The organism is Aestuariirhabdus sp. LZHN29, from assembly GCF_049985285.1.
Taxonomy (GTDB): Bacteria; Pseudomonadota; Gammaproteobacteria; order Pseudomonadales; family Aestuariirhabdaceae; genus Aestuariirhabdus.
This window is the reverse complement of record NZ_JBNIEU010000001.1, coordinates 111,246-130,731: the sequence shown is the minus strand read 5'-3', so window position 1 is coordinate 130,731 and position 19,486 is coordinate 111,246. Positions and strand designations below refer to the sequence as shown.

At 57.1% G+C, this 19,486-nt stretch carries 17 protein-coding genes; 10 read left to right on the top strand and 7 right to left on the bottom strand.

The genetic code is table 11. From position 1 onward, the window contains the following. The first annotated feature begins 34 nt into the window (after nt 1-34). The 6 genes from nusA (at nt 35) to pnp (ending at nt 8,190) form a co-directional block, all read left to right on the top strand. Nucleotides 35-1,549 (top strand): transcription termination factor NusA, encoded by a 1,515-nt coding sequence (gene nusA, locus ACP3PW_RS00640; RefSeq protein ID WP_426414723.1) that lies wholly within the window; start codon nt 35-37, stop codon nt 1,547-1,549. Nucleotides 1,550-1,562: 13 nt separating this feature from the next. Beyond that, a complete protein-coding gene (infB, locus tag ACP3PW_RS00635; protein ID WP_426414722.1) occupies nt 1,563-4,076 on the top strand; it encodes a translation initiation factor IF-2 in 2,514 nt (837 codons plus the stop codon). Between the two features lie 6 nt (nt 4,077-4,082). Continuing rightward, on the top strand, nt 4,083-4,478 hold the full coding sequence (gene rbfA / locus ACP3PW_RS00630) for a 30S ribosome-binding factor RbfA (RefSeq protein WP_426414721.1): 396 nt from the start codon (nt 4,083-4,085) through the stop codon (nt 4,476-4,478). 6 nt (nt 4,479-4,484) lie between these two features. After that, nucleotides 4,485-5,408, top strand: coding sequence for a tRNA pseudouridine(55) synthase TruB (truB, locus tag ACP3PW_RS00625; protein WP_426414720.1), 924 nt, complete (start codon nt 4,485-4,487; stop codon nt 5,406-5,408). A gap of 142 nt (nt 5,409-5,550) precedes the next feature. After that, a complete protein-coding gene (gene rpsO, locus ACP3PW_RS00620) occupies nt 5,551-5,820 on the top strand; it encodes a 30S ribosomal protein S15 (RefSeq protein ID WP_426414719.1) in 270 nt (89 codons plus the stop codon). Between the two features lie 261 nt (nt 5,821-6,081). Then, on the top strand, nt 6,082-8,190 hold the full coding sequence (gene pnp, locus ACP3PW_RS00615) for a polyribonucleotide nucleotidyltransferase (protein ID WP_426414718.1): 2,109 nt from the start codon (nt 6,082-6,084) through the stop codon (nt 8,188-8,190). Nucleotides 8,191-8,574: 384 nt separating this feature from the next. Here pnp and ACP3PW_RS00610 read toward each other — a convergent pair whose 3' ends face one another. Continuing rightward, entirely contained in the window at nt 8,575-9,756 is a 1,182-nt protein-coding gene (locus ACP3PW_RS00610; protein WP_426415893.1) for an acetyl-CoA C-acetyltransferase, read from the bottom strand. A 159-nt stretch (nt 9,757-9,915) separates the two neighbouring features. Between ACP3PW_RS00610 and miaA the strand changes: the two genes are divergently transcribed. Beyond that, nucleotides 9,916-10,833: a tRNA (adenosine(37)-N6)-dimethylallyltransferase MiaA gene (gene miaA / locus ACP3PW_RS00605; RefSeq protein WP_426414717.1), complete on the top strand. Its 918-nt coding sequence runs from the start codon at nt 9,916-9,918 to the stop codon at nt 10,831-10,833. 58 nt (nt 10,834-10,891) lie between these two features. Here the strand turns inward: miaA and rpoD are convergent, their stop codons facing one another. From rpoD to rpsU, 4 genes are all read right to left on the bottom strand, one after another. After that, entirely contained in the window at nt 10,892-12,697 is a 1,806-nt protein-coding gene (gene rpoD, locus ACP3PW_RS00600; protein WP_426414716.1) for an RNA polymerase sigma factor RpoD, read from the bottom strand. Nucleotides 12,698-12,884: 187 nt separating this feature from the next. Continuing rightward, nucleotides 12,885-14,741 carry a DNA primase gene (gene dnaG / locus ACP3PW_RS00595; protein ID WP_426414715.1) on the bottom strand — a complete coding sequence of 619 codons (1,857 nt, stop codon included), beginning with the start codon at nt 14,739-14,741 and terminating at the stop codon, nt 12,885-12,887. Between the two features lie 80 nt (nt 14,742-14,821). Further along, on the bottom strand, nt 14,822-15,271 hold the full coding sequence (locus ACP3PW_RS00590) for a GatB/YqeY domain-containing protein (protein WP_426414714.1): 450 nt from the start codon (nt 15,269-15,271) through the stop codon (nt 14,822-14,824). Nucleotides 15,272-15,293: 22 nt separating this feature from the next. Beyond that, the gene (gene rpsU, locus ACP3PW_RS00585; RefSeq protein WP_426414713.1) at nt 15,294-15,509 is read right to left on the bottom strand and encodes a 30S ribosomal protein S21; all 216 of its coding nucleotides are present in this window, start codon (nt 15,507-15,509) and stop codon (nt 15,294-15,296) included. A 227-nt stretch (nt 15,510-15,736) separates the two neighbouring features. Here rpsU and tsaD point away from each other — a divergent pair, with 227 nt between their 5' ends. From tsaD to ACP3PW_RS00570, 3 genes are read left to right on the top strand one after another with little or no spacing between them, the layout of a single operon-like run. After that, nucleotides 15,737-16,795: a tRNA (adenosine(37)-N6)-threonylcarbamoyltransferase complex transferase subunit TsaD gene (gene tsaD, locus ACP3PW_RS00580; protein ID WP_426414712.1), complete on the top strand. Its 1,059-nt coding sequence runs from the start codon at nt 15,737-15,739 to the stop codon at nt 16,793-16,795. Next, a complete protein-coding gene (gene folB / locus ACP3PW_RS00575) occupies nt 16,788-17,147 on the top strand; it encodes a dihydroneopterin aldolase (protein ID WP_426414711.1) in 360 nt (119 codons plus the stop codon). Before tsaD ends, folB begins: the two co-directional genes overlap by 8 nt. Next, complete coding sequence (locus tag ACP3PW_RS00570; RefSeq protein ID WP_426414710.1) at nt 17,140-17,667, top strand: 2-amino-4-hydroxy-6-hydroxymethyldihydropteridine diphosphokinase; 528 nt, start codon at nt 17,140-17,142, stop codon at nt 17,665-17,667. Before folB ends, ACP3PW_RS00570 begins: the two co-directional genes overlap by 8 nt. On the opposite strand, the gene ACP3PW_RS00565 is transcribed toward ACP3PW_RS00570, so the two are convergent. Together ACP3PW_RS00565 and ACP3PW_RS00560 are read right to left on the bottom strand one after the other, a co-directional pair. Beyond that, on the bottom strand, nt 17,596-18,315 hold the full coding sequence (locus tag ACP3PW_RS00565; protein WP_426414709.1) for an SDR family oxidoreductase: 720 nt from the start codon (nt 18,313-18,315) through the stop codon (nt 17,596-17,598). The genes ACP3PW_RS00570 and ACP3PW_RS00565 overlap by 72 nt on opposite strands. Next, on the bottom strand, nt 18,308-19,465 hold the full coding sequence (locus ACP3PW_RS00560) for a polynucleotide adenylyltransferase (RefSeq protein WP_426414708.1): 1,158 nt from the start codon (nt 19,463-19,465) through the stop codon (nt 18,308-18,310). The genes ACP3PW_RS00565 and ACP3PW_RS00560 overlap by 8 nt, the downstream gene beginning before the upstream one ends. Nucleotides 19,466-19,486: the final 21 nt, after the last annotated feature.

The following is a 19,486-nucleotide window of genomic DNA, read 5'->3' as shown; positions in this document are numbered from 1 at the left end:
TAAGGGGTCGGATCAAGCGTTAGGTGAGGCAAGCATGAGTAAAGAGATTTTGCTGGTTGTTGAATCGGTCTCCAATGAAAAAGGAGTTCCGCAGGATATTATTTTTGAAGCGATGGAAAGTGCGCTAGCCACCGCGACCAAAAAACGTTATGTCAACGAAACTGATGTGGATATTCGCGTCGTCATTGATCGCAATACAGGCGAGTATGAGTCGTTCCGTCGCTGGGAAGTCGTCACAGATGAGGAGTTCTCAATTCCGGGTGCCCAGTTAACGCTGGATGAGGCCAAGGAAAACGACGAAAACCTGGAGATTGGCAGTACCTGGGAAGAGCAGGTTGAATCTGTCGATTTCGGTCGCATCGCGGCACAAACCGCCAAGCAGGTTATCGTGCAAAAGGTTCGTGAAGCAGAGCGCGCTCAGGTCGTCGATCTCTATCGCGAGCGAGTTGGCGAATTGGTAAGCGGTACCGTAAAGAAAGTGAGCCGCGAGAGTGTCATTATTGACCTGGGTAATAATGCAGAGGCTTTGATGCCGCGCGAGTTTATTATTCCTCGTGAGAGTTTCCGTGTGGGAACCCGTGTGCGCGCCATGCTATTGGAGATTCGTGCCGAGCAGCGTGGCCCGCAGCTGATCCTGAGCCGCACCGCGCCAGAAGTACTGATTGAGCTGTTTAAAATCGAAGTGCCGGAAATCGCCGAAGAGGTGATCGAGATTCGTGCCGCAGCGCGTGATCCGGGTTCTCGTGCCAAGATCGCGGTAAAAACCAATGACGGCCGAATCGATCCTGTGGGCGCTTGCGTAGGTATGCGTGGATCCCGTGTACAAGCTGTATCCGGTGAGCTGGGCGGCGAGCGTGTCGATATTATTTTGTGGGACGATAACCCGGCGCAGTTGGTTATCAACGCGATGTCCCCAGCCGACGTTGCCTCTATCGTAGTGGACGAAGAGTCCCATACGATGGATGTAGCGGTGGTCGAAGACAACCTTGCTCAGGCGATTGGTCGCAGCGGTCAAAACGTACGCTTGGCGAGTGAGCTAACCGGCTGGGCCCTTAACGTGATGACCGAAGAGGACGCGCGGGCCAAGCAGAGTCAGGAAGCAGACAGCATTGCGCACACGTTTATGGCGCAACTGGATGTCGATGAAGATATCGCCATGGTGCTGATGGAGGAGGGTTTTACCTCAGTAGAGGAGGTGGCCTATGTACCCGTGGAAGAGATGCTCGACATCGAAGGCTTTGATGAAGCAATCGTTGAAGAGTTGCGCAAGCGTGCCAAGGATCGCCTGTTGACGTTGGCTATTGCGAATGAAGAGAAGCTTGAGTCCAGCCATCCGGAAGAAGATCTTCTGAACATGGACGGTATGGAAAAGCACCTGGCTTTCCTGTTGGCGGCAGAGGGTATCTGCACAATGGAAGACTTGGCCGAGCAGGCTGTTGATGACCTGCTGGAGATTGAAGGTATTGATGAAGAGCGTGCCGGGCAGTTGATAATGACAGCGCGTGCCCCCTGGTTCGAAGACAGTACTCAGGGTTCAGAACCGAATTAGAGGAGAACAGCGAATGTCAGAAGTGACGGTAGATCAGCTCGCACAGGTTGTTGGTACTCCGGTAGATCGCATGCTGGAGCAGATGAAAGACGCAGGGCTATCTCAGAAGTCGGGTGGTGATTCAATTACCGACGAAGAGAAACAGATTCTGTTAGCACACCTTAAGCGTAGCCATGGTGAAGCGGACGACGGGTCCGAGCCCAACAAAATCACCCTCAAGCGCAAGACCGTGAGTCAGCTTAAAGTGGGTGGTACGGCCAAGGGTAAGACCGTTAATGTTGAGGTCAGGCAGAAGCGTACTTATGTAAAGCGCAACCTCGCCCCTGAGGTAGAGGTGGAAAAGTCTCGTCGTGAAGAGGCCTTGCGTAAGGTAGAAGAAGAGGATCGTAAGCTGCAGGAAGCGCGTCAGCGCCTCGAGGCCGAGCGACAGGAGGAGGAAGCGCGCAAGAAGTCAGACTCCGAGCGTCGCGAATCTGAGCGGCTTGACGCAGAGCGCAGCGCGGCAGAGCAGGAGCGCAAGTCTGCGGAAGATGCACGCCGGGCGGAGCTGGAGAAAGCTCGTCGTGAAGCCGAAGAGCAGCGCCGTAAGGAAAATGATCGGGGAGCTGGCCGTGGCAAGCGATCCCCGGGCGGTGGCGGTCGTGGTACCTTGCATCGTAGCGATAAGGCGCGCAAAGGTAGTGCTAAGGCGCGTGCGGGGCGGGCAAGCCAGCGTCGCGGCAACCAGCAAGCAGAGCATGCTTTCGAGAAACCTACCGCACCAGTTGTGCGCGAAGTTGCGCTGCCTGAAACTATCACTGTCGCCGAATTGGCCCAGCGTATGTCGGTGAAGGCTGCTGAAGTGATCAAAATGATGTTCACTATGGGTACCATGGTGACGATCAATCAGGTGATCGATCAGGAGACCGCGAGCATTGTGGTTGAGGAGATGGGTCACAAGGTCAAGTTGGTTAATGCCGATGCGATCGAAGATAGCCTGGGCGCTGATCAGCAGGAAGAACACGAAGGTGAGTCCCAGACGCGGGCTCCGGTGGTTACCGTTATGGGTCACGTTGACCATGGTAAAACCTCACTGCTCGATTACATTCGTAAGGCCAAGGTTCAGGCGGGTGAAGCGGGCGGTATTACCCAGCATATCGGTGCCTACCACGTAGAAACCGGCCACGGCATGATCACCTTCCTGGATACTCCCGGTCACGCCGCATTTACTGCAATGCGAGCTCGGGGAGCCAAGGCAACCGATATCGTCATCCTGGTAGTTGCGGCAGATGACGGCTTGATGCCGCAGACCGAGGAGGCGATTCAGCACGCCAAGGCGGCAGGTGTCCCTCTCGTTGTGGCAATGAACAAAATGGATAAGGAGGGGGCCGACGTCGAGCGTGTTAAGAGCGAAATGTCTGCGCGGGATGTTCTCCCTGAGGATTGGGGTGGTGATACTCCGTTTATTCCTGTGTCAGCCCATACCGGTCTTGGTATCGATGATCTGCTCGACTCAATATTGCTGCAGGCGGAAATGCTCGAACTAAACGCTGTGCCCGATGCTCCTGGTAAGGGTGTTGTGGTTGAGTCGCGTCTGGACAAGGGGCGTGGGCCCGTTGCAACGGTACTGGTTCAAAACGGTACCCTGCGCGCCGGTGATAATGTTCTGGTTGGCCAGCAGTACGGTCGTGTGCGTGCGATGCTTGACGAGAACGGTGCGCCTATTAAGGCGGCGGGACCCTCTATCCCGGTCGAGATCTTGGGCCTCGACGGTACTCCCGATGCCGGTGACGAGATGTTGGTCGTACGTGATGAGCGTAAGGCTCGCGAGATCGCCCTGTTCCGTCAGGGTAAGTTCCGCGAGGTCAAGCTGGCTCGTGCACAAGCCTCCAAGATGGAGAACTTGTTCGATAATATGGGGACCGAGCGCAAGACCCTCAATGTGGTGTTGAAAACCGACGTGCGGGGCTCCCTGGAAGCGTTGATCGGTGCCCTCAGCGATATGGGTAATGAAGAGGTCAGCGTTAAGGTGGTGTCCAGCGGTGTGGGCGGTATCACCGAAACCGACGCCAACCTGGCCCTGGCTTCAAATGCGGTCATCTTTGGTTTTAATGTACGGGCTGATGCCAGTGCGCGTCGAATCGTCGAAAATGAAGATGTGGATCTACGCTACTACAGCGTAATCTACGACATTATCGATGATGTTACCAAAGCGCTGACCGGACTGTTGGGCTCGGAGCTGCGTGAAGAGATCGTGGGTATCGCCGAGGTACGTGACGTATTCCGTTCGCCCAAGTTGGGTGCAATCGCCGGCTGTATGGTGGTTGAAGGCACCGTTTTCCGTAGTGAGCGTATTCGTGTACTGCGTGACAACGTCGTTGTGTTCGAGGGCGAGCTGGAATCCCTGCGTCGCTACAAGGATGATGTTAATGAGGTTCGTAATGGCGTCGAGTGTGGTATCGGTGTTAAGAGCTACAACGATGTGAAGGTCGGCGACATGATCGAGGTCTTTAAAGGTGTCCAAGTGGCCCGTACCCTGGATAAATAATCGATAATGCCAAAAGACTACAGTCGTACCCAGCGTGTTGCGGACCAGCTCCAGAAGGAGTTGGCACGCGCTATACAGCAGGAGATCAAGGACCCCCGCCTGGGTATGGTCACGGTGAGTGGCGTTGACGTCAGCCGTGACCTGGCCTATGCGCGGGTGCACGTGACCTTTATGGGGGAGGAGAGTCAGGACGCTATTGAGGAGCAGCTAAAAGTGCTCAACAGTGCGGCCGGATTCTTGCGCTCCAGGTTGGCGCGTGCGGTGAAATTGCGCATCACCCCCCAGCTCAGTTTTCACTACGATGAGAGCCTGTCCCGTGGGCGTCATCTTTCCTCCCTGATCGACCGGGCGATGACCGAAGACAGTCAGCATCCCCGTGACGATTCCGATACACCGGAGTAGTTGCGGGTGGGGCGACGTCATCGAGGGCGCAATATTAGTGGGATCGTACTGGTGGATAAGCATCAGGGTGAAACCTCTAACGGCGTGTTGCAGCGGGTAAAGCGTCTCTATGGCGCTGCCAAGGCGGGTCATACCGGCAGTCTTGATCCCCTGGCAACCGGTGTGCTGCCCATCTGTCTCGGTGAGGCGACCAAGTTCTCCCAGTACCTCCTCGATTCCGATAAGGGCTATATCACTACCGCGCGTTTTGGTGCGCGCAGTGACACCGGCGATGCCGAGGGTCAGTTAACCGAGGTCGCCCGGCCCGCGTTTGATGATGCCCGGCTGGAACAGGTGATGCAGCAGTTTCGTGGTCCGCAACAGCAGGTGCCGCCGATGTATTCGGCGCTTAAGGTGGACGGAAAGCCGCTTTACAAGCTCGCCCGTGAGGGGATCGAAATCGAACGCAAGGCGCGTTCGGTGGTGATCTATGAGCTGTTGTGTAACGGTTTTAGCGATGGCGAAGCGCAGCTTAAGGTGTTGTGCAGCAAGGGCACCTATATTCGCTCCCTGGTGCAGGATCTTGGTGATGAGCTCGGCTGTGGTGCTTACGTCAAGGCGCTACGTCGTTATCGTGCCGGTCCCTTCGAGGAGTCCCAGAGTTATAGTATTGCAGCGCTGGAGGCAATTCTCGATGAGGGCGGGTTTGATGCCCTTGATGCCCTGCTTATTCCCCCGGACACGGCCGTGATCGATTGGCCGCAAGTGATCGTCGGAGAGACGAGTGCCTACTATATCGGTCAGGGCCAGGCGGTGATGGTGCCCAAGTCCCCCGCTTCTGGCTGGGTGCGTATTTACCAGCAGGCAGATGGGGGTGAGCGCGTATTTTTGGGGATCGGCGAAGTGGACCATGACGGCCGTATTGCGCCCCGGCGATTAATTGTACGCTAGCCAGATATCTCTGTTATAATCGCGCATCCGCTGGCCCCGGAAGGGGTTGCGGCACAATCAGGGTGACTGTAAATATGCACGGTTATACCTGAATATATGGCAGTCCAAGGCTGTCCCATGCATATTTAGATGGAGAAATACCATGGCATTAAGTGCTGAAAAGAAAGCAGAAGTCGTTAAACAGTATCAACAAGCCGAAGGCGATACCGGTTCTCCCGAAGTACAGGTCGCTCTGCTGACCGTTAACATCGAGAGCCTGCAGGGTCACTTCAAGGGTCACCACAAGGATCACCACTCACGTCGTGGCTTGATCCGTATGGTAAACCAGCGTCGTAAGTTGCTGGACTACCTCAAGGGCAAGAACGTTGATCGTTACAAGGCGTTGATTAGCAGCCTCGGTCTGCGTCGCTAAGCCTGAATGACTTTTCGGCTAAATACCCACCTTTTGGTGGGTATTGCGTTTTTCAAGCACCGCTATTGATTCTTTCGGAATCTCTAGCGGTGTTTTGTTTGTGCAGGACTCCCCGACAGTTGGGCCACTTGAAAGAGTAGATGATGTGGTCAGCATGGGGTGCGCAGGCGAGCCGCCTTGCGGCAAAGCAGTAAAGAGAAAGTGGTAAACAGACAAAATCAGATATTTTTGACACACAGTAAGTGAAAGAAGGAAACAACCGTGAACCCGGTAACTAAGACATTTCAATTCGGTGATCAAACCGTAACCCTGGAAACAGGTCGTATCGCGCGCCAGGCAACAGGCGCTGTAATGGTAACTATGGGCGGCTTGTCCGTGCTGACTACAGTGGTTGGCTCCAAGACCGCAGACCCGAGTCGGGGATGGTTCCCCCTCTCTGTTCACTATCAGGAGAAGACCTATGCTGCGGGTAAAATCCCCGGTAGTTTCTTCAAGCGTGAAGGTCGTCCCTCCGAGCGTGAAACGCTGACATCCCGTGTAATCGATCGTCCGATCCGCCCCCTGTTCCCCAAGGGCTTCATGAACGAAGTACAGGTAACCTGTACTGTGATGTCCACCGATAAGGTACAGGATCCAGATATCGCTGCCATGATCGGTACCTCCGCTGCACTGGCCATCTCCGGTATTCCATTTGACGGCCCCATCGGTGTGGCCCGTGTTGGCTTTACCGAAGAAGACGGTTACATGCTCAACCCAAGTTTTGCCCAGCTCGAAGACTCTTTGCTGGACATGATTGTTGCCGGTACCCGTGATGCGGTACTGATGGTTGAATCTGAAGCTGATGAGTTGACCGAAGACGAGATGCTGGGTGCGGTTTTGTTTGCCCACAAGCAATCACAGTGCGTCATCGACGCCATCACCGAGTTGGCCGCTGAAGCGGGCAAGCCGCGTTGGGATTGGCAGCCAGAAGCGCAAAATGAATCGTTGCGCGATGCTGTTAGTTTGGCAGCCGGCGACAAGGTCAGTGCCGCCTACAAAATCACCAACAAGCTTGAGCGCTACGCGGAGTTGGGTCTGGTACGTGACGCGGTTGTTGCACAGCTTGCTGGCGACGCCGAAGGTCAATACTCCTCCGACGACGTGAAGCAAGCATTCGCTTCGCTGGAGAAAACCACTGTTCGCCAGAACGTGGTTAACGGTGAGCCCCGTATCGATGGTCGTGACACCAAGACCGTTCGTGGCATCAATGTTGAAACCGGCATCCTGCCAAGGACGCACGGTTCTGCGCTGTTCACTCGTGGTGAAACCCAGGCGATCGTTACCGCTACCTTGGGTACCGCACGTGATGCAATGCGTGTCGATTCACTCGAAGGCGATAAGCGTGATCCCTTTATGCTGCACTACAACTTCCCTCCCTACTCCGTAGGCGAGTGCGGTCGTGTCGGTAGCCCCGGGCGTCGTGAGATTGGACACGGTCGCCTGGCTCGTCGTGGTATCCAGGCGATGCTGCCAACCGAAGAGGAGTTTCCCTACAGCATTCGTGTGGTGTCTGAAATCACCGAATCAAACGGTTCCAGCTCCATGGCTTCTGTCTGTGGTGCCAGCCTCGCGCTGATGGATGCCGGTGTACCGCTGAAGGCGCCGGTTGCCGGTATCGCTATGGGTCTGGTGAAAGAGGGTGAAAAATTCGCCGTTTTGACCGACATCCTCGGGGATGAAGATCACCTTGGCGACATGGACTTCAAGGTAGCGGGTACTGACGAAGGTATCACCGCACTGCAGATGGATATTAAAATCCAGGGTATTACCGAAGAGATCATGGAGCTCGCGTTGGCCCAGGCCAACGAAGCGCGTATGCATATCCTTGGTGAGATGAACAAGGTACTGGCTGAATCGCGTCCGGAGCTGTCCGACAACGCTCCTGCCATGACCGCCCTGAAAATCGATCCTGATAAGATCCGTGACGTTATTGGTAAAGGTGGCGCGACTATCCGTTCTATCTGTGAAGCGACGGGTGCGTCCGTTGATATCACAGACGACGGTATGGTGAAGATCTACGCAGAAGACAAGGCCGCCAGCCAGGCAGCAGTGGATATGGTGATGAGCATCACCGCCGAAGCTGAAGTTGGCAAGATCTACACCGGTAAGGTCGAGCGTATTGTCGACTTCGGTGCGTTTGTTAATATCCTGCCCGGCAAGGATGGTTTGGTTCACATTTCACAGATCTCTGAAGAGCGGGTTGAGAAAGTGACCGACTACCTGAAAGAGGGTGAAGAGGTGAAGGTGTTGGTGTTGGACGTGGATAACCGCGGTCGCATCAAACTGAGCATCAAGGATGTTGCTGCCGCCGAGGCTGACCAGGAGGATTAATCCTTCGGTTGCCACGAAAAAAGAGAGCCTCGGCTCTCTTTTTTTTTGCTTACAGGACGTAAGTAGATCGCGTGAGCCAAGGATGGCGTAAGCGATCCCGGAGGACGTAAGTAGATCGCGTGAGCCAAGGATGGCGTAAGCGATCCCGGAGGACGTAAGTAGATCGCGTGAGCCAAGGATGGCGTAAGCGGTCCCGGGAGGACGTAAGTAGATCGCGTGAGCCAAGGATGGCGTAAGCGGTCCCGGGAGGACGTAAGTAGATCGCGTGAGCCAAGGGTGGCGTAAGCGATCCCACAGGACGTAAATAGATCCCATGGTAAGGCGCAGGCCGGGTCGAAATAGCACTCCCCTGTCTCCGAGGTGCCTTCCAATCGCTGGTGAGGGCTACTCGCGTTCGATGGCAAGGGCGACGCCCTGTCCGCCCCCGATGCAGAGTGTAGCCAAGCCTTTTTTAGCATCTCTGCGCATCATCTCGTGGAGCAGGGTGACCAGTATGCGGCAACCCGATGCGCCGATCGGGTGACCCAGCGCGATGGCGCCGCCATTCACGTTGATACGTTCGCTGTCCCACCCCAGTTCGGCGTTAACCGACAGGGCCTGAGCGGCGAAGGCTTCGTTTGCCTCGATAAGATCAAGGTCGTCGATGCTCCAGCCCGCCTTTTTCAGGCAGCGACGGGTGGCGGGGATAGGCCCGGTTCCCATGATGTCCGGGGCAACGCCGGCGTTGGCGTAAGCCTTTATCGTCGCCAGCGGCGTGAGTCCCAGTTGCGCGGCTTTGGCCTTGCTGCAGAGTAACACCGCGGCAGCACCATCATTAAGTGTGGAGGCGTTGCCCGCGGTCACGGTGCCCTCTTTTTTGAATGCAGGACGCAGGCGGGAAAGTGACTCTATGGTGGTTTCCGGGCGGGGTTGTTCGTCCCGGTCAACAATAATGGGGTCACCTTTTCGTTGAGGTACGGCGACGGGGGTGATCTCGTCTGCGAAGCGGTTGTTGGCGCAGGCTGCTGCGGCTTTTTGTTGGGAGTGGGCGGCGAAAGCGTCTTGCTGGGCGCGGGTAAAGCCGTACTGCTGCGCGATATTTTCGGCAGTGATTCCCATGTGGTAATCGTTAAACGCATCCCAGAGTCCGTCACTGACCATGGTATCTACCATTGACCAGTTCCCCATGCGTTGACCGTTGCGGCTGTTGGGTAGTACATGGGGTGCCAGGCTCATATTTTCCTGTCCGCCGGCAATGATCATGTCGGCATCACCGAGGCGAATGGCCTGGGTTGCAAGATGCAAGGCTTTCAGGCCCGAACCACAGACCTTGTTGATGGTAAGAGCCGGTACCGAGGCGGGAACGCCAGCGGCGATCAGCGCTTGGCGGGCCGTATTTTGCCCGCAACCGGCGGTGAGCACCTGGCCCATGATAATCTCGTCCAGCTCAGCGGCATCAATGCCACTTTGTTGGATCAGGGAGGAGATCACCCGAGCGCCAAGATCACTCGCAGGCACAGTGGAGAGTCCGCCGCCGAATGCGCCTACGGCGGTGCGGGTGGCTGCGACAATGACAGCTTCGTTTATCTGATTATTCGCCTCGATTTGCATAAGATATCCGCTTTGATCTGTGGTGATGAAGTGTGAGCTCGCAGCATAGGAGGATTATTCGGCGGGAGCAAGGTGCGGAGTGTTTGGTGGAGGCTGGCCTGTGCGATAATGCCGGGGTGGTAAACAGGAGTCGTGATGTCGACGGGAAAACATAATCTATTGGTGGTGCTGGGGCCTACGGCATCGGGGAAAACCCGGCTGGGTATCGAGCTGGCCCGTGACCTGGGTGGTGAGGTGATCTCTGCGGATTCGCGGCAGGTTTACCGGGGTATGGATATTGGTAGCGGTAAGGACCTGGCCGAATATGGGGAGGTCCCCTATCACCTGATTGATATCGTTGATGCGGGCGAGGAATACAACGTCTATCGCTTCCAGCAGGACTTTTTTGCGGTCTTCGAACAGTTACAATCCAAACACTGTTTACCGGTGATGGTGGGCGGCAGCGGCCTCTATCTTGAGGCGATCATTAAAGGGTATCGATTGATCCATGTACCTGAAAACCCAGTGCTGCGTGCGGAGTTGGCGGGGTTGGAGATGACGCAGCTCGAACGGCGTCTCAAGCGCTTGAAACCGCTGCACAACACCACCGATACCCTGGACAGAAAGCGCTTGCTGCGCGCGATCGAGGTGGCGGAGGGCGAAGTGCGCTTGGCGCAAGATCTGCCGGTGTTACCCCCGGTGACTCCGTTTTTGTTGGGGATTCGATGGCCGCGCCCGGTATTGCGTCGGCGAATTACCGAGCGTCTGCGGGCGCGTTTTGATGAGGGGATGATCGAGGAGGTGGAGCGCCTTCATGCCAGCGGTATCCCCTGGTTTCGCTTGCAGTACTATGGCTTGGAGTACCGTTATATTGCCGACTTTTTACAGGGTGAAATCAAGAGTCGAAATGATCTGTTTCAAAAGCTGAATGCGGCGATTCACCAGTATGCCAAGCGTCAGGATACCTGGTTTCGGCGCATGGAGCGCCAGGGTCAGGTGATTCACTGGGTTGATGGCGAAGGTGAGCCGGTATCCGAGGCGCGGGAGTTATTGGCAGCCCGGGACGCAGAATAAAAAAGGCACCCGAGGGCGCCTTTTTTATTCTGCGGTGTACTTTCTACCCTCGTACTTATTACTCGTCGAGGAAGCTGCGCAGGTGATCGGAGCGAGTTGGATGGCGAAGCTTGCGCAGGGCCTTGGCCTCGATCTGTCGAATACGCTCGCGGGTAACATCGAACTGTTTGCCGACCTCTTCCAGGGTATGGTCGGTGTTCATATTGATACCGAATCGCATGCGCAACACTTTGGCTTCTCGTGCGGTAAGTCCTGCCAGTACATCCTTGGTCGCTTCGCGCAGGCCTTCGCCTGTCGCTGAATCAACAGGCGAATGGATGGTGACATCCTCAATGAAATCGCCCAGATGTGAGTCTTCATCGTCCCCGATCGGTGTTTCCATCGAGATCGGCTCCTTGGCGATTTTTAGTACTTTACGGATCTTGTCTTCGGGCATCTCCATGCGCTCACCCAGCTCTTCCGGGGTAGGCTCGCGGCCCATCTCCTGCAGCATTTGGCGAGAGATGCGGTTCAGTTTGTTGATGGTTTCGATCATGTGAACCGGGATACGAATGGTACGCGCCTGATCGGCGATAGAGCGGGTAATCGCCTGTCGAATCCACCAGGTAGCGTAGGTCGAAAACTTGTAGCCGCGGCGGTACTCGAACTTATCAACGGCCTTCATCAGGCCTATGTTTCCTTCCTGAATCAGGTCAAGGAACTGCAGTCCGCGATTGGTGTACTTCTTGGCGATGGAGATAACCAGGCGCAGGTTGGCCTCGACCATCTCTTTCTTGGCGCGGCGGGCACGAGCCTCGCCAATGGACATGCGGCGGTTAATCTCTTTGATTTCGGCAATGCTGAGGGAGATCTGCTCCTCGATGGCGCAAAGGCGGCGTTGGCTACGGAGGATGTCCTGGCGATTTTGCTCCAGGCCCTCGGCGTGGGCGCTGAATTTGTTTGTTACGCCGTCGAGCCACTCAAGGTTGGTTTCGTTGCCTGGGAATTCGGCCAGAAAATTCTTGCGTGGCAAGCGAGCAGAGCGTACGCAAAGCTGCATGATGTCGCGCTCGTTGCGACGAATGATATCCAGCGAACTGCGTACCTTGAACACCAGGTGGTCAAAGTAGCGAGGGGTGAGCTTGATGGGCATAAAGCGCTCGGCCAGCAGTTGCAGGGCTTTTTCTCCCTGCTTGCTGTCGCGACCGTGTTTTTCGGTCGCGGTGTTGGCTTTCTTCAACAGCTTGCGCAGCTCATCGAAACGCTCGCGGGTCTCTTCGGGGTCGGGACCGTTATTGACCTCTTCATCATCGTCGTCATCGCTGTCGGCATCGTCAGCAGAGGGGATTTTTGCGGGAGGAGGAATGACGTCATCGGCATCGAGATAGCCGCTGATCAGCTCCGCGATACGGCCCTCATCCTCGATAATACGGTCGTAGTCGTTGATAATGGATTGCACGGAGCCGGGGAAGTAGGCCAGCGCAGCCATCACTTCGCGGGTACCCTCTTCGATACGCTTGGCGATAACAATTTCGCCTTCCCGTGTTAGCAGCTCGACGGTGCCCATCTCGCGCATATACATGCGTACCGGGTCGGTGGTGCGTCCGCTTTCCTGCTCGACCGCAGCCAGTGCGGCAGCAGCTTCTTCGGCGGCGACTTCGTCGGTTTCCGATCCGGTCAGCAGGAGGTCGTCTGCATCGGGTGCAGCCTCGTACACCTTGATCCCCATGTCGTTGATCATGCGGATAATATCTTCCACTTGATCGGGATCGGAGATATCTTCGGGAAGATGATCGTTAACTTCTGCGTAAGTGAGATAGCCTTGTTCTCGGCCGCGTGAAATGAGATCTTTCAAACGAGACTGCTGTTGTGCGCTTGCGGACATATCGACCCTATTAACAACGGAAAGCGGGGTTACCTGATAAAACGGTAAGCGAGCAATTATAGCGTAGAACTGGCAATTTGTACCAGTACCTCGCCGGGCAAACTTGGGAGTTGTCTCACTATATGGGGGGGCATTGGTTGCTTTGCAACCGCTGGGCTGAAGTTTTTATCGCTGGCCGGGAGGCAGGCTAGTTCAGGCTCTCTCGTTTGGCCTTGATCAACTCTTTCAGGATCTGTTTTTCGTCGCTGGTAAGCGCGCCCTGGTTGTCGCTAACCAGCTTGCTCATGCGGTGGTGGTTTTGGGTTTGTTGCCCCTGTTGCTCGATGCGGCTGAGGATCTCCCTGTAGAGTGTCGCGGGGTCATCGGTGGGTAGCTCAGGATTGCGCCGCGCAGGTGCCAGGGCCTCCTCGAGGGTATCGGTTCCGTAAAATGTTCCCAGCAGGGCGCCAAGTGCCGGAACGGTGTTCTTTTTTAGCTCGTTGATCACTCGCAGCAGGGTTTGGGTGCCGGGTTCCTGACTGCTGCTAATAAAGGGGATGTCCGGGGTTTTGTGCACAATGTGTGGGTAGCGAAGCAGCAAAAACAGCGCCTGCTGGGTCGGCTTGAGGATTCCCAGGGTGACTTCGTGGCGTTGCCGGGGCTGGTTATTGAAGGGCGCGCGCGTGTAGCTGGGTTGCCCTCCCGCCAACGGTTGTCGGTTGTCGGTGGTGCGTTGATCGGGTGTGGCGGCAGGCGGGATTTCATCGATACGTTCGCGCAACTCCTGGGCTTCGAGGCCGGTCAGGTTGGCGAGTCGGCGCTGCATCAGGCTGCGGAAAGTGCCAGCTGGAAGCTGTTGTAGCAGTGGTATGGCCAATTTGGTGAGTTGGGCGCTGCCCGCCGGGCTGTCCAGGTCGAGGTCGCCCCCCAGGTGGTCGAAAAGAAAACGGTCCAGTGGCAGTGCGTCTGCCTGAATGCGGCCCCGCATGCCCTCGGCACCCTCCCGTTGCACCAGGGTGTCCGGGTCGTCGCCTTCGGGCAGGAACAGAAAGCGGCATTGGCGGCCATCACTCATTAGCGCCAAGGCGGACTCCAGTGCCCGCCATGCCGCCTTTCGCCCTGCGGCGTCGCCGTCGAAGCAGAATATGATCTCGGGCACCACTTTGAACAGACGTTGGATATGGTCAGGGGTAGTCGCGGTTCCCAGGGTGGCTACGGCGTTGTTGATGCCGTGCTGGGCCAGGGCCACCACATCCATATAGCCCTCAACCACCATCAGTTGTTGTAGTTGACGGTTGGCCTGACGCGCCTCATAGAGGCCGTAGAGTTCCTGCCCTTTGTGGAAAACAGGGGTCTCGGGTGAGTTGAGATATTTGGGTTTATCGTCCCCTAAAACCCGCCCCCCGAAGGCGATGGTGCGACCTCGGGTGTCACGAATAGGGAAAATGATACGATCGCGGAAGCGGTCGTAGCGGGTGCCTTTGTCCTCGTTCTCGACCAGCAGGCCTACCTCGAGTAGCTCGGCTTCGCCCTGTTCGGCACTTTGCAGGGCTTTTAGCAGGTTATCCCAGCCCGGGGGGGCGTAGCCGATTCCAAACTGGCGTGCGATGGCGCCGGAGAGCTTGCGCTGTTTAAGGTAATCCACTGCCCGTTGGCGTTGCTCGTGTTCGCGCAGTTGCCGTTGGAAATGTTCGCTGGCATTTTCCAGTAGCTCAAAGATGCTGGCGAATCGCTGTTTCTGTTCCTGGTTCTGCTGGTTATTGGTCTCATGGGGGACCTCGATCCCCAGCTTGTTGGCGAGATCTTCCACGGCCTGGGGGAAATCCAGGCGATCGAACTCCATGATAAAACCGATCGCATTGCCGGCCGCACCGCAGCCAAAGCAGTAGAAGAACTGCTTGTCGGCATTGACGCTGAACGAGGGGGATTTTTCCTGGTGAAAAGGGCAGAGTGCGGAGTGGTTTTTGCCAGACTTACGCAGTTTTAGCCGTGAACCGACAACGTCGACAATATCGGTCCGCGCGAGCAGATCGTCGATAAAGGATTGAGGAATCAGACCGGCCATGGATGGTGCACTACCCGCATAAAACAGGGGGGAAGTGTATCACGGTATTGTGGAGTAGTGTGGAGCTGGAAAGCGTGAGCTTAGGCGAGGGAGGCTTTGATCATCTTGCTGACATCGCCCATGTCGGCGCGGCCCTGCACTTTTGCTTTGAGTGCGCCCATCACTTTGCCCATATCCTGCATTGACGCGGCACCGCTGGTGCTAATGGCATTATTGATCAGGGATTGGAGCTCTTCGGTGCTTAGTGGGGCAGGAAGGAACTCTTGCAGAACAGTGACTTCGTAAGCTTCCTGTTCTGCAAGGTCGTCTCGCCCGGCATCCTGGTACTGGGTGCAAGCGTCACGACGCTGCTTGACCATTTTGTCGAGAATAGCCAGTGAGCGGGTCTCGTCGACTTCAATGCGCTCATCTACTTCGATGCGCTTGAAGTCGGCAAGTGCCATACGCACTACGCCCAGACGCGCCTTATCTTTGGCACGCATGGCGCTTTTCATCGCCTCGGTAAGGCGTTGTTTGGTGCTATCGCTCACGGGTTTGAGACTCTAGTTACGACTAGTACAGGCGTACGTGGCGCTTTGATTCGCGAGAAACTTTCTTGGCGTGACGCTTTACAGCCGCAGCTGCGGCGCGCTTACGCACGGTAGTGGGCTTCTCGTAGTGCTCACGGCTACGAACTTCAGCCAGAAGCCCGGCTTTCTCGCAAGAACGCTTGAATCGACGCAGGGCAATGTCAAAAGGCTCGTTTTCTTTAACTTTTACCGCAGGCATTAGGTAATCACCTTCCATTAAATGTGGTTTAGTAAACTCAAGAAACTGGTGGTAATTCCACCAATCCCCATATCAGGGCAGCGAATCTTACTGCCTTTAGTCATTAAATGCAAAGCACCCGAGTAAAAAAGAGCTGCAAGCAAGTGAGGGCAGGCGGATGCAATCGAGCGTCCATGGCAGTATGATTCGCGGCAGTGCCTCCAGGCTGGCAACAGAGAGAGAGTTTAATGAAGGTATTGGGGATCGAAACATCCTGCGACGAGACGGGAATAGCCCTCTACGATAGCGAACATGGGCTGCTGGCTGACGCCCTCTTTAGCCAGGTCCAGATGCACGCAGAATATGGCGGGGTGGTTCCCGAGCTGGCTTCCAGGGATCATGTGCAGCGGGTATTACCGCTGATTCAGAGCGTACTGTCGAGCGCCGGTCTCGATAGCAGTGCCATCGATGGGATCGCTTATACCGCAGGCCCGGGGCTGATCGGTGCGCTGATGGTGGGGAGTTGTACCGCCCAGGCGCTGGCCTATACCTGGGGCGTACCCGCGCTGGGGGTCCATCACATGGAAGGGCATCTGTTGGCACCGATGCTGGAAGAAAAGCCGCCACAATTCCCCTTCGTAGCGCTGCTGGTTTCCGGTGGTCACACTCAACTGGTGGAGGTCGATGGCATCGGTGACTATCGCCTACTCGGCGAGTCCCTGGATGACGCGGCCGGTGAGGCGTTCGATAAAGCCGCCAAAATGATGGAGCTGGATTACCCCGGTGGGCCCCGTATAGCGGCGATGGCCCAGCAGGGAGCGGCGGGGCGTTTTCGCTTTCCGCGGCCCATGACCGACCGCCCCGGGCTCGATTTCAGTTTTAGTGGTCTCAAGACGTTTACCCTCAATACGGTGGCCCGGCATAGCCACGATGGTGTCTGTGATCAGCAGACCAAAGCCGATATCTGTCGAGCCTTCGAGGAGGCGGTAGTGGAGACGCTGGTGATCAAATGCCGACGAGCGCTGCAACAAACCGGTTTGAAACGTTTGGTGATCGCCGGTGGTGTCAGTGCGAACCAGCGCTTGCGCGAAGGGCTCGGGGCCATGGCCCACAAACTGGGGGGAGAGCTTTTTTATGCGCGCCCGGAGTTCTGTACCGATAACGGTGCCATGATCGCTTACGCGGGGTGTCAGCGCCTGCAGGCTGGGGAGCGTGAAGCGCTGGGGGCAAAGCCTCAACCCCGCTGGCCGATGGAGCAACTCAAGCCATTGATCGTGGCGAATGCTGGAGGCAGCAGCGATGGATAGGGTGTCGATCGAAGGCTTGGCGGTAGACGCCGTGATCGGCGTCTATGAGTGGGAGCAACAGCAAACTCAACCCTTGGTACTGGACCTGTGGTTGGAGACCGATTTTACCCCCGCCTTTGCCTCCGACGCGTTGGATGATGCACTCAACTACGCCGCCATCGCCGAACAGATTCGTGGTTTTTGCGAGGCCAGCCGCTACCAGCTACTGGAGGCTTTGGCTGGGGGGGTTCTTCAGCTGTTGCTGGATCACTACCCTGCATCAAAGGTAGGGGTGCGTATTCGCAAACCCAAGGCGATCGCCCCGGCGATGGCGGTGATCGAGTGCGAGCGCGGGCGCGACGCTTTTGTCTGAATGTAGAGGCTACCTGATCGGGGTAGGCAGTAACCTGTCGCCCCGTTATAACTGTGAGCAGGTGGTGGCTGCGGTGCTGGAGTGTTTTGGACGCTGCAGCCTCAGCAGTGCGGTACACACCGCGCCGGATGGAGTACAAACCCCGAACCATTTCGTCAATCTGATGCTCTACCTGGAGACGGACTGGACCCCCGAGCGGCTCAAAAGTTGGACCAACACCCTGGAGGAGCGACTGGGGCGGGACCGTCGCCACCCCCAGCGTAAACTCATCGACCGCCCGGCCGACCTTGATACGCTACTGCAGCGGGTACCTGGTCAGCGGTTTGATACGGCACAGGTAAGGGAAAGCTACTATCAGGAGATCCTGCTCGAACTGGTGGCCCACCTGCAGGGAAAACCTGCGCAGCGCCTGACGTTGAAGCCCTGTGTGCTGCGCCTTATGGATGGCTCAGAGGTTGGCGATGGAGCGGCCACCATCGACCTTGATGGTGCTACCGGTCGTGTACGGGTTATCCAGTAGGGCTTGCAGTGCCAGGTAGATCGCCTCTTCACCGCCCTCACTTTTGAGTAATGTGCGCTCGACGATGCTCTCTTTGAGCGTTTGGCTATGCCAGGGCTTGAACAGAATGGGCCCCGGCGCGATGGCGTTGACCTTGACTTTGGGGGCCAGTCGCTTGGCGAACGACAGGCTGAGGTTGGCCAGACCCGCCTTGCTGGCGCAGTAGATGTCAAACTCAGGATTCGGGTTATCGGCGAAAATATCGGTGATATGGATAATATCGCTGTGCAGGGCGGTGCTGCGTTGCAGTGCCCCGCTCAGGGCCTGGTTGAGCCGGTAGGGGGCGAGCATGTGGATCTGGTAAAAGCGTTCGAACAGGGCGCTAGCCTGGGCCGGATCCTCGGGGGTGGGCTCGAATGCCGAGGCGTTGTGGATCAGGGCGCGCACCGAATGGCAACGAGCGTCGAGTTCGAGGGCAAGCCCCTCGATGCCCTCAGCGCAGGTCAGGTCTCCCTGTAGGCAGGGGATGCCGAGTTGGCGTAGTTGCCCCAGCTCCTCGCGCTCGCTGTGGTAGTGGGCAAGTACAGTGTAGCCGCGCTGATGCAAGCGCAGCGCGCAGTGCAATCCAACGCGAGTACCGGCACCGGTGATAATGACCGTCTCATCCATTATTGGGTTCTCCGGCTAATTGATGCTCTATCCAGCGCTGTGTCAGGTCGATGCGCAGGGCTCGCAACGCCTCCCCCAGCGCGGGCCCCTGAACCCCTTGTTGAATCAGGCTGGAGGTATCGATGGAGCGCGCCTGCCTCAGCAGCGCCATCACCTCAGGCGAGAGGGAGCTGCGCTGTTGCAGTTGGGAAACCATGGTGGCGCACTCGAGGAGCTGTAGCAGGCGCTCCGGGCGGCGCAGGCCATCGAGGCGTTCCAGCAACGACCAGAGCCGGGCACCATCCTCTGCCGGGTGTTGCAGTGCCGGCAGGTACTGGTTGAGCAGTAGCGCCAGCTCTCGATATGACTGGGGTAGGCGCAGGCGTTCGGCCAGGTGCCTTAGGGTTTCGCACTCTGTTTCCCCGGCGCACAGGGTCTGCAATGAAACAAGCGCGAAGCGCTGCAGGGGTGATGAGCAGTGTTGCTGGTAATGGCGCAGGGCCCGCAAAGGGAACTGCTGCAGGCGCTCGATGGCGCTGTCGATCTCGGGCAATACGGCGGCCAGGGCATTGCAGTCGGCAAGGGTAGAGAAAAAGTGGTCGGCGTCTGTCTCCGCCAGCGCGGACAGGGTCTCCTGCCACACCCGTTCCGGTACCAGGTGTGCCAGCTCCCCTGATGCGGCCATGGAGCGCATCAGGACAAGCGTCTCCTCGGCGATATGAAACCCCAGGTGATAGTAGCGGGCGGCGAAGCGGGCAACACGAAGCACTCGCAATGGGTCCTCGCTAAAGGCGTCGGAAACATGGCGCAGGCAGCGGCTTTCAAGATCCCGGGCGCCGTTGTAGGGGTCGATCAGCTGGCCCGATTCATCCCGTGCCATGGCATTTATGGTCAGGTCCCGGCGCAGCAGGTCCTCTTCCAGGGTGACCGCTTCGGTGGCATGGAACTCGAAGCCGCCATAACCGTGACCGCTTTTACGTTCGGTGCGGGCCAGGGCGTACTCCTCGCGGGTCTGTGGGTGCAGAAACACCGGAAAGTCGCGACCCACCGGTTTAAACCCCTGGGCTTGCATCTGTTGGGTGTTGGCGCCGACTACAACCCAGTCACGATCCTTGACCGCTCTGCCGAGCATGGCATCGCGCACGGCGCCGCCTACCAGATAGATTTTCATGGTGGGGGGGTCCCCTGGGCG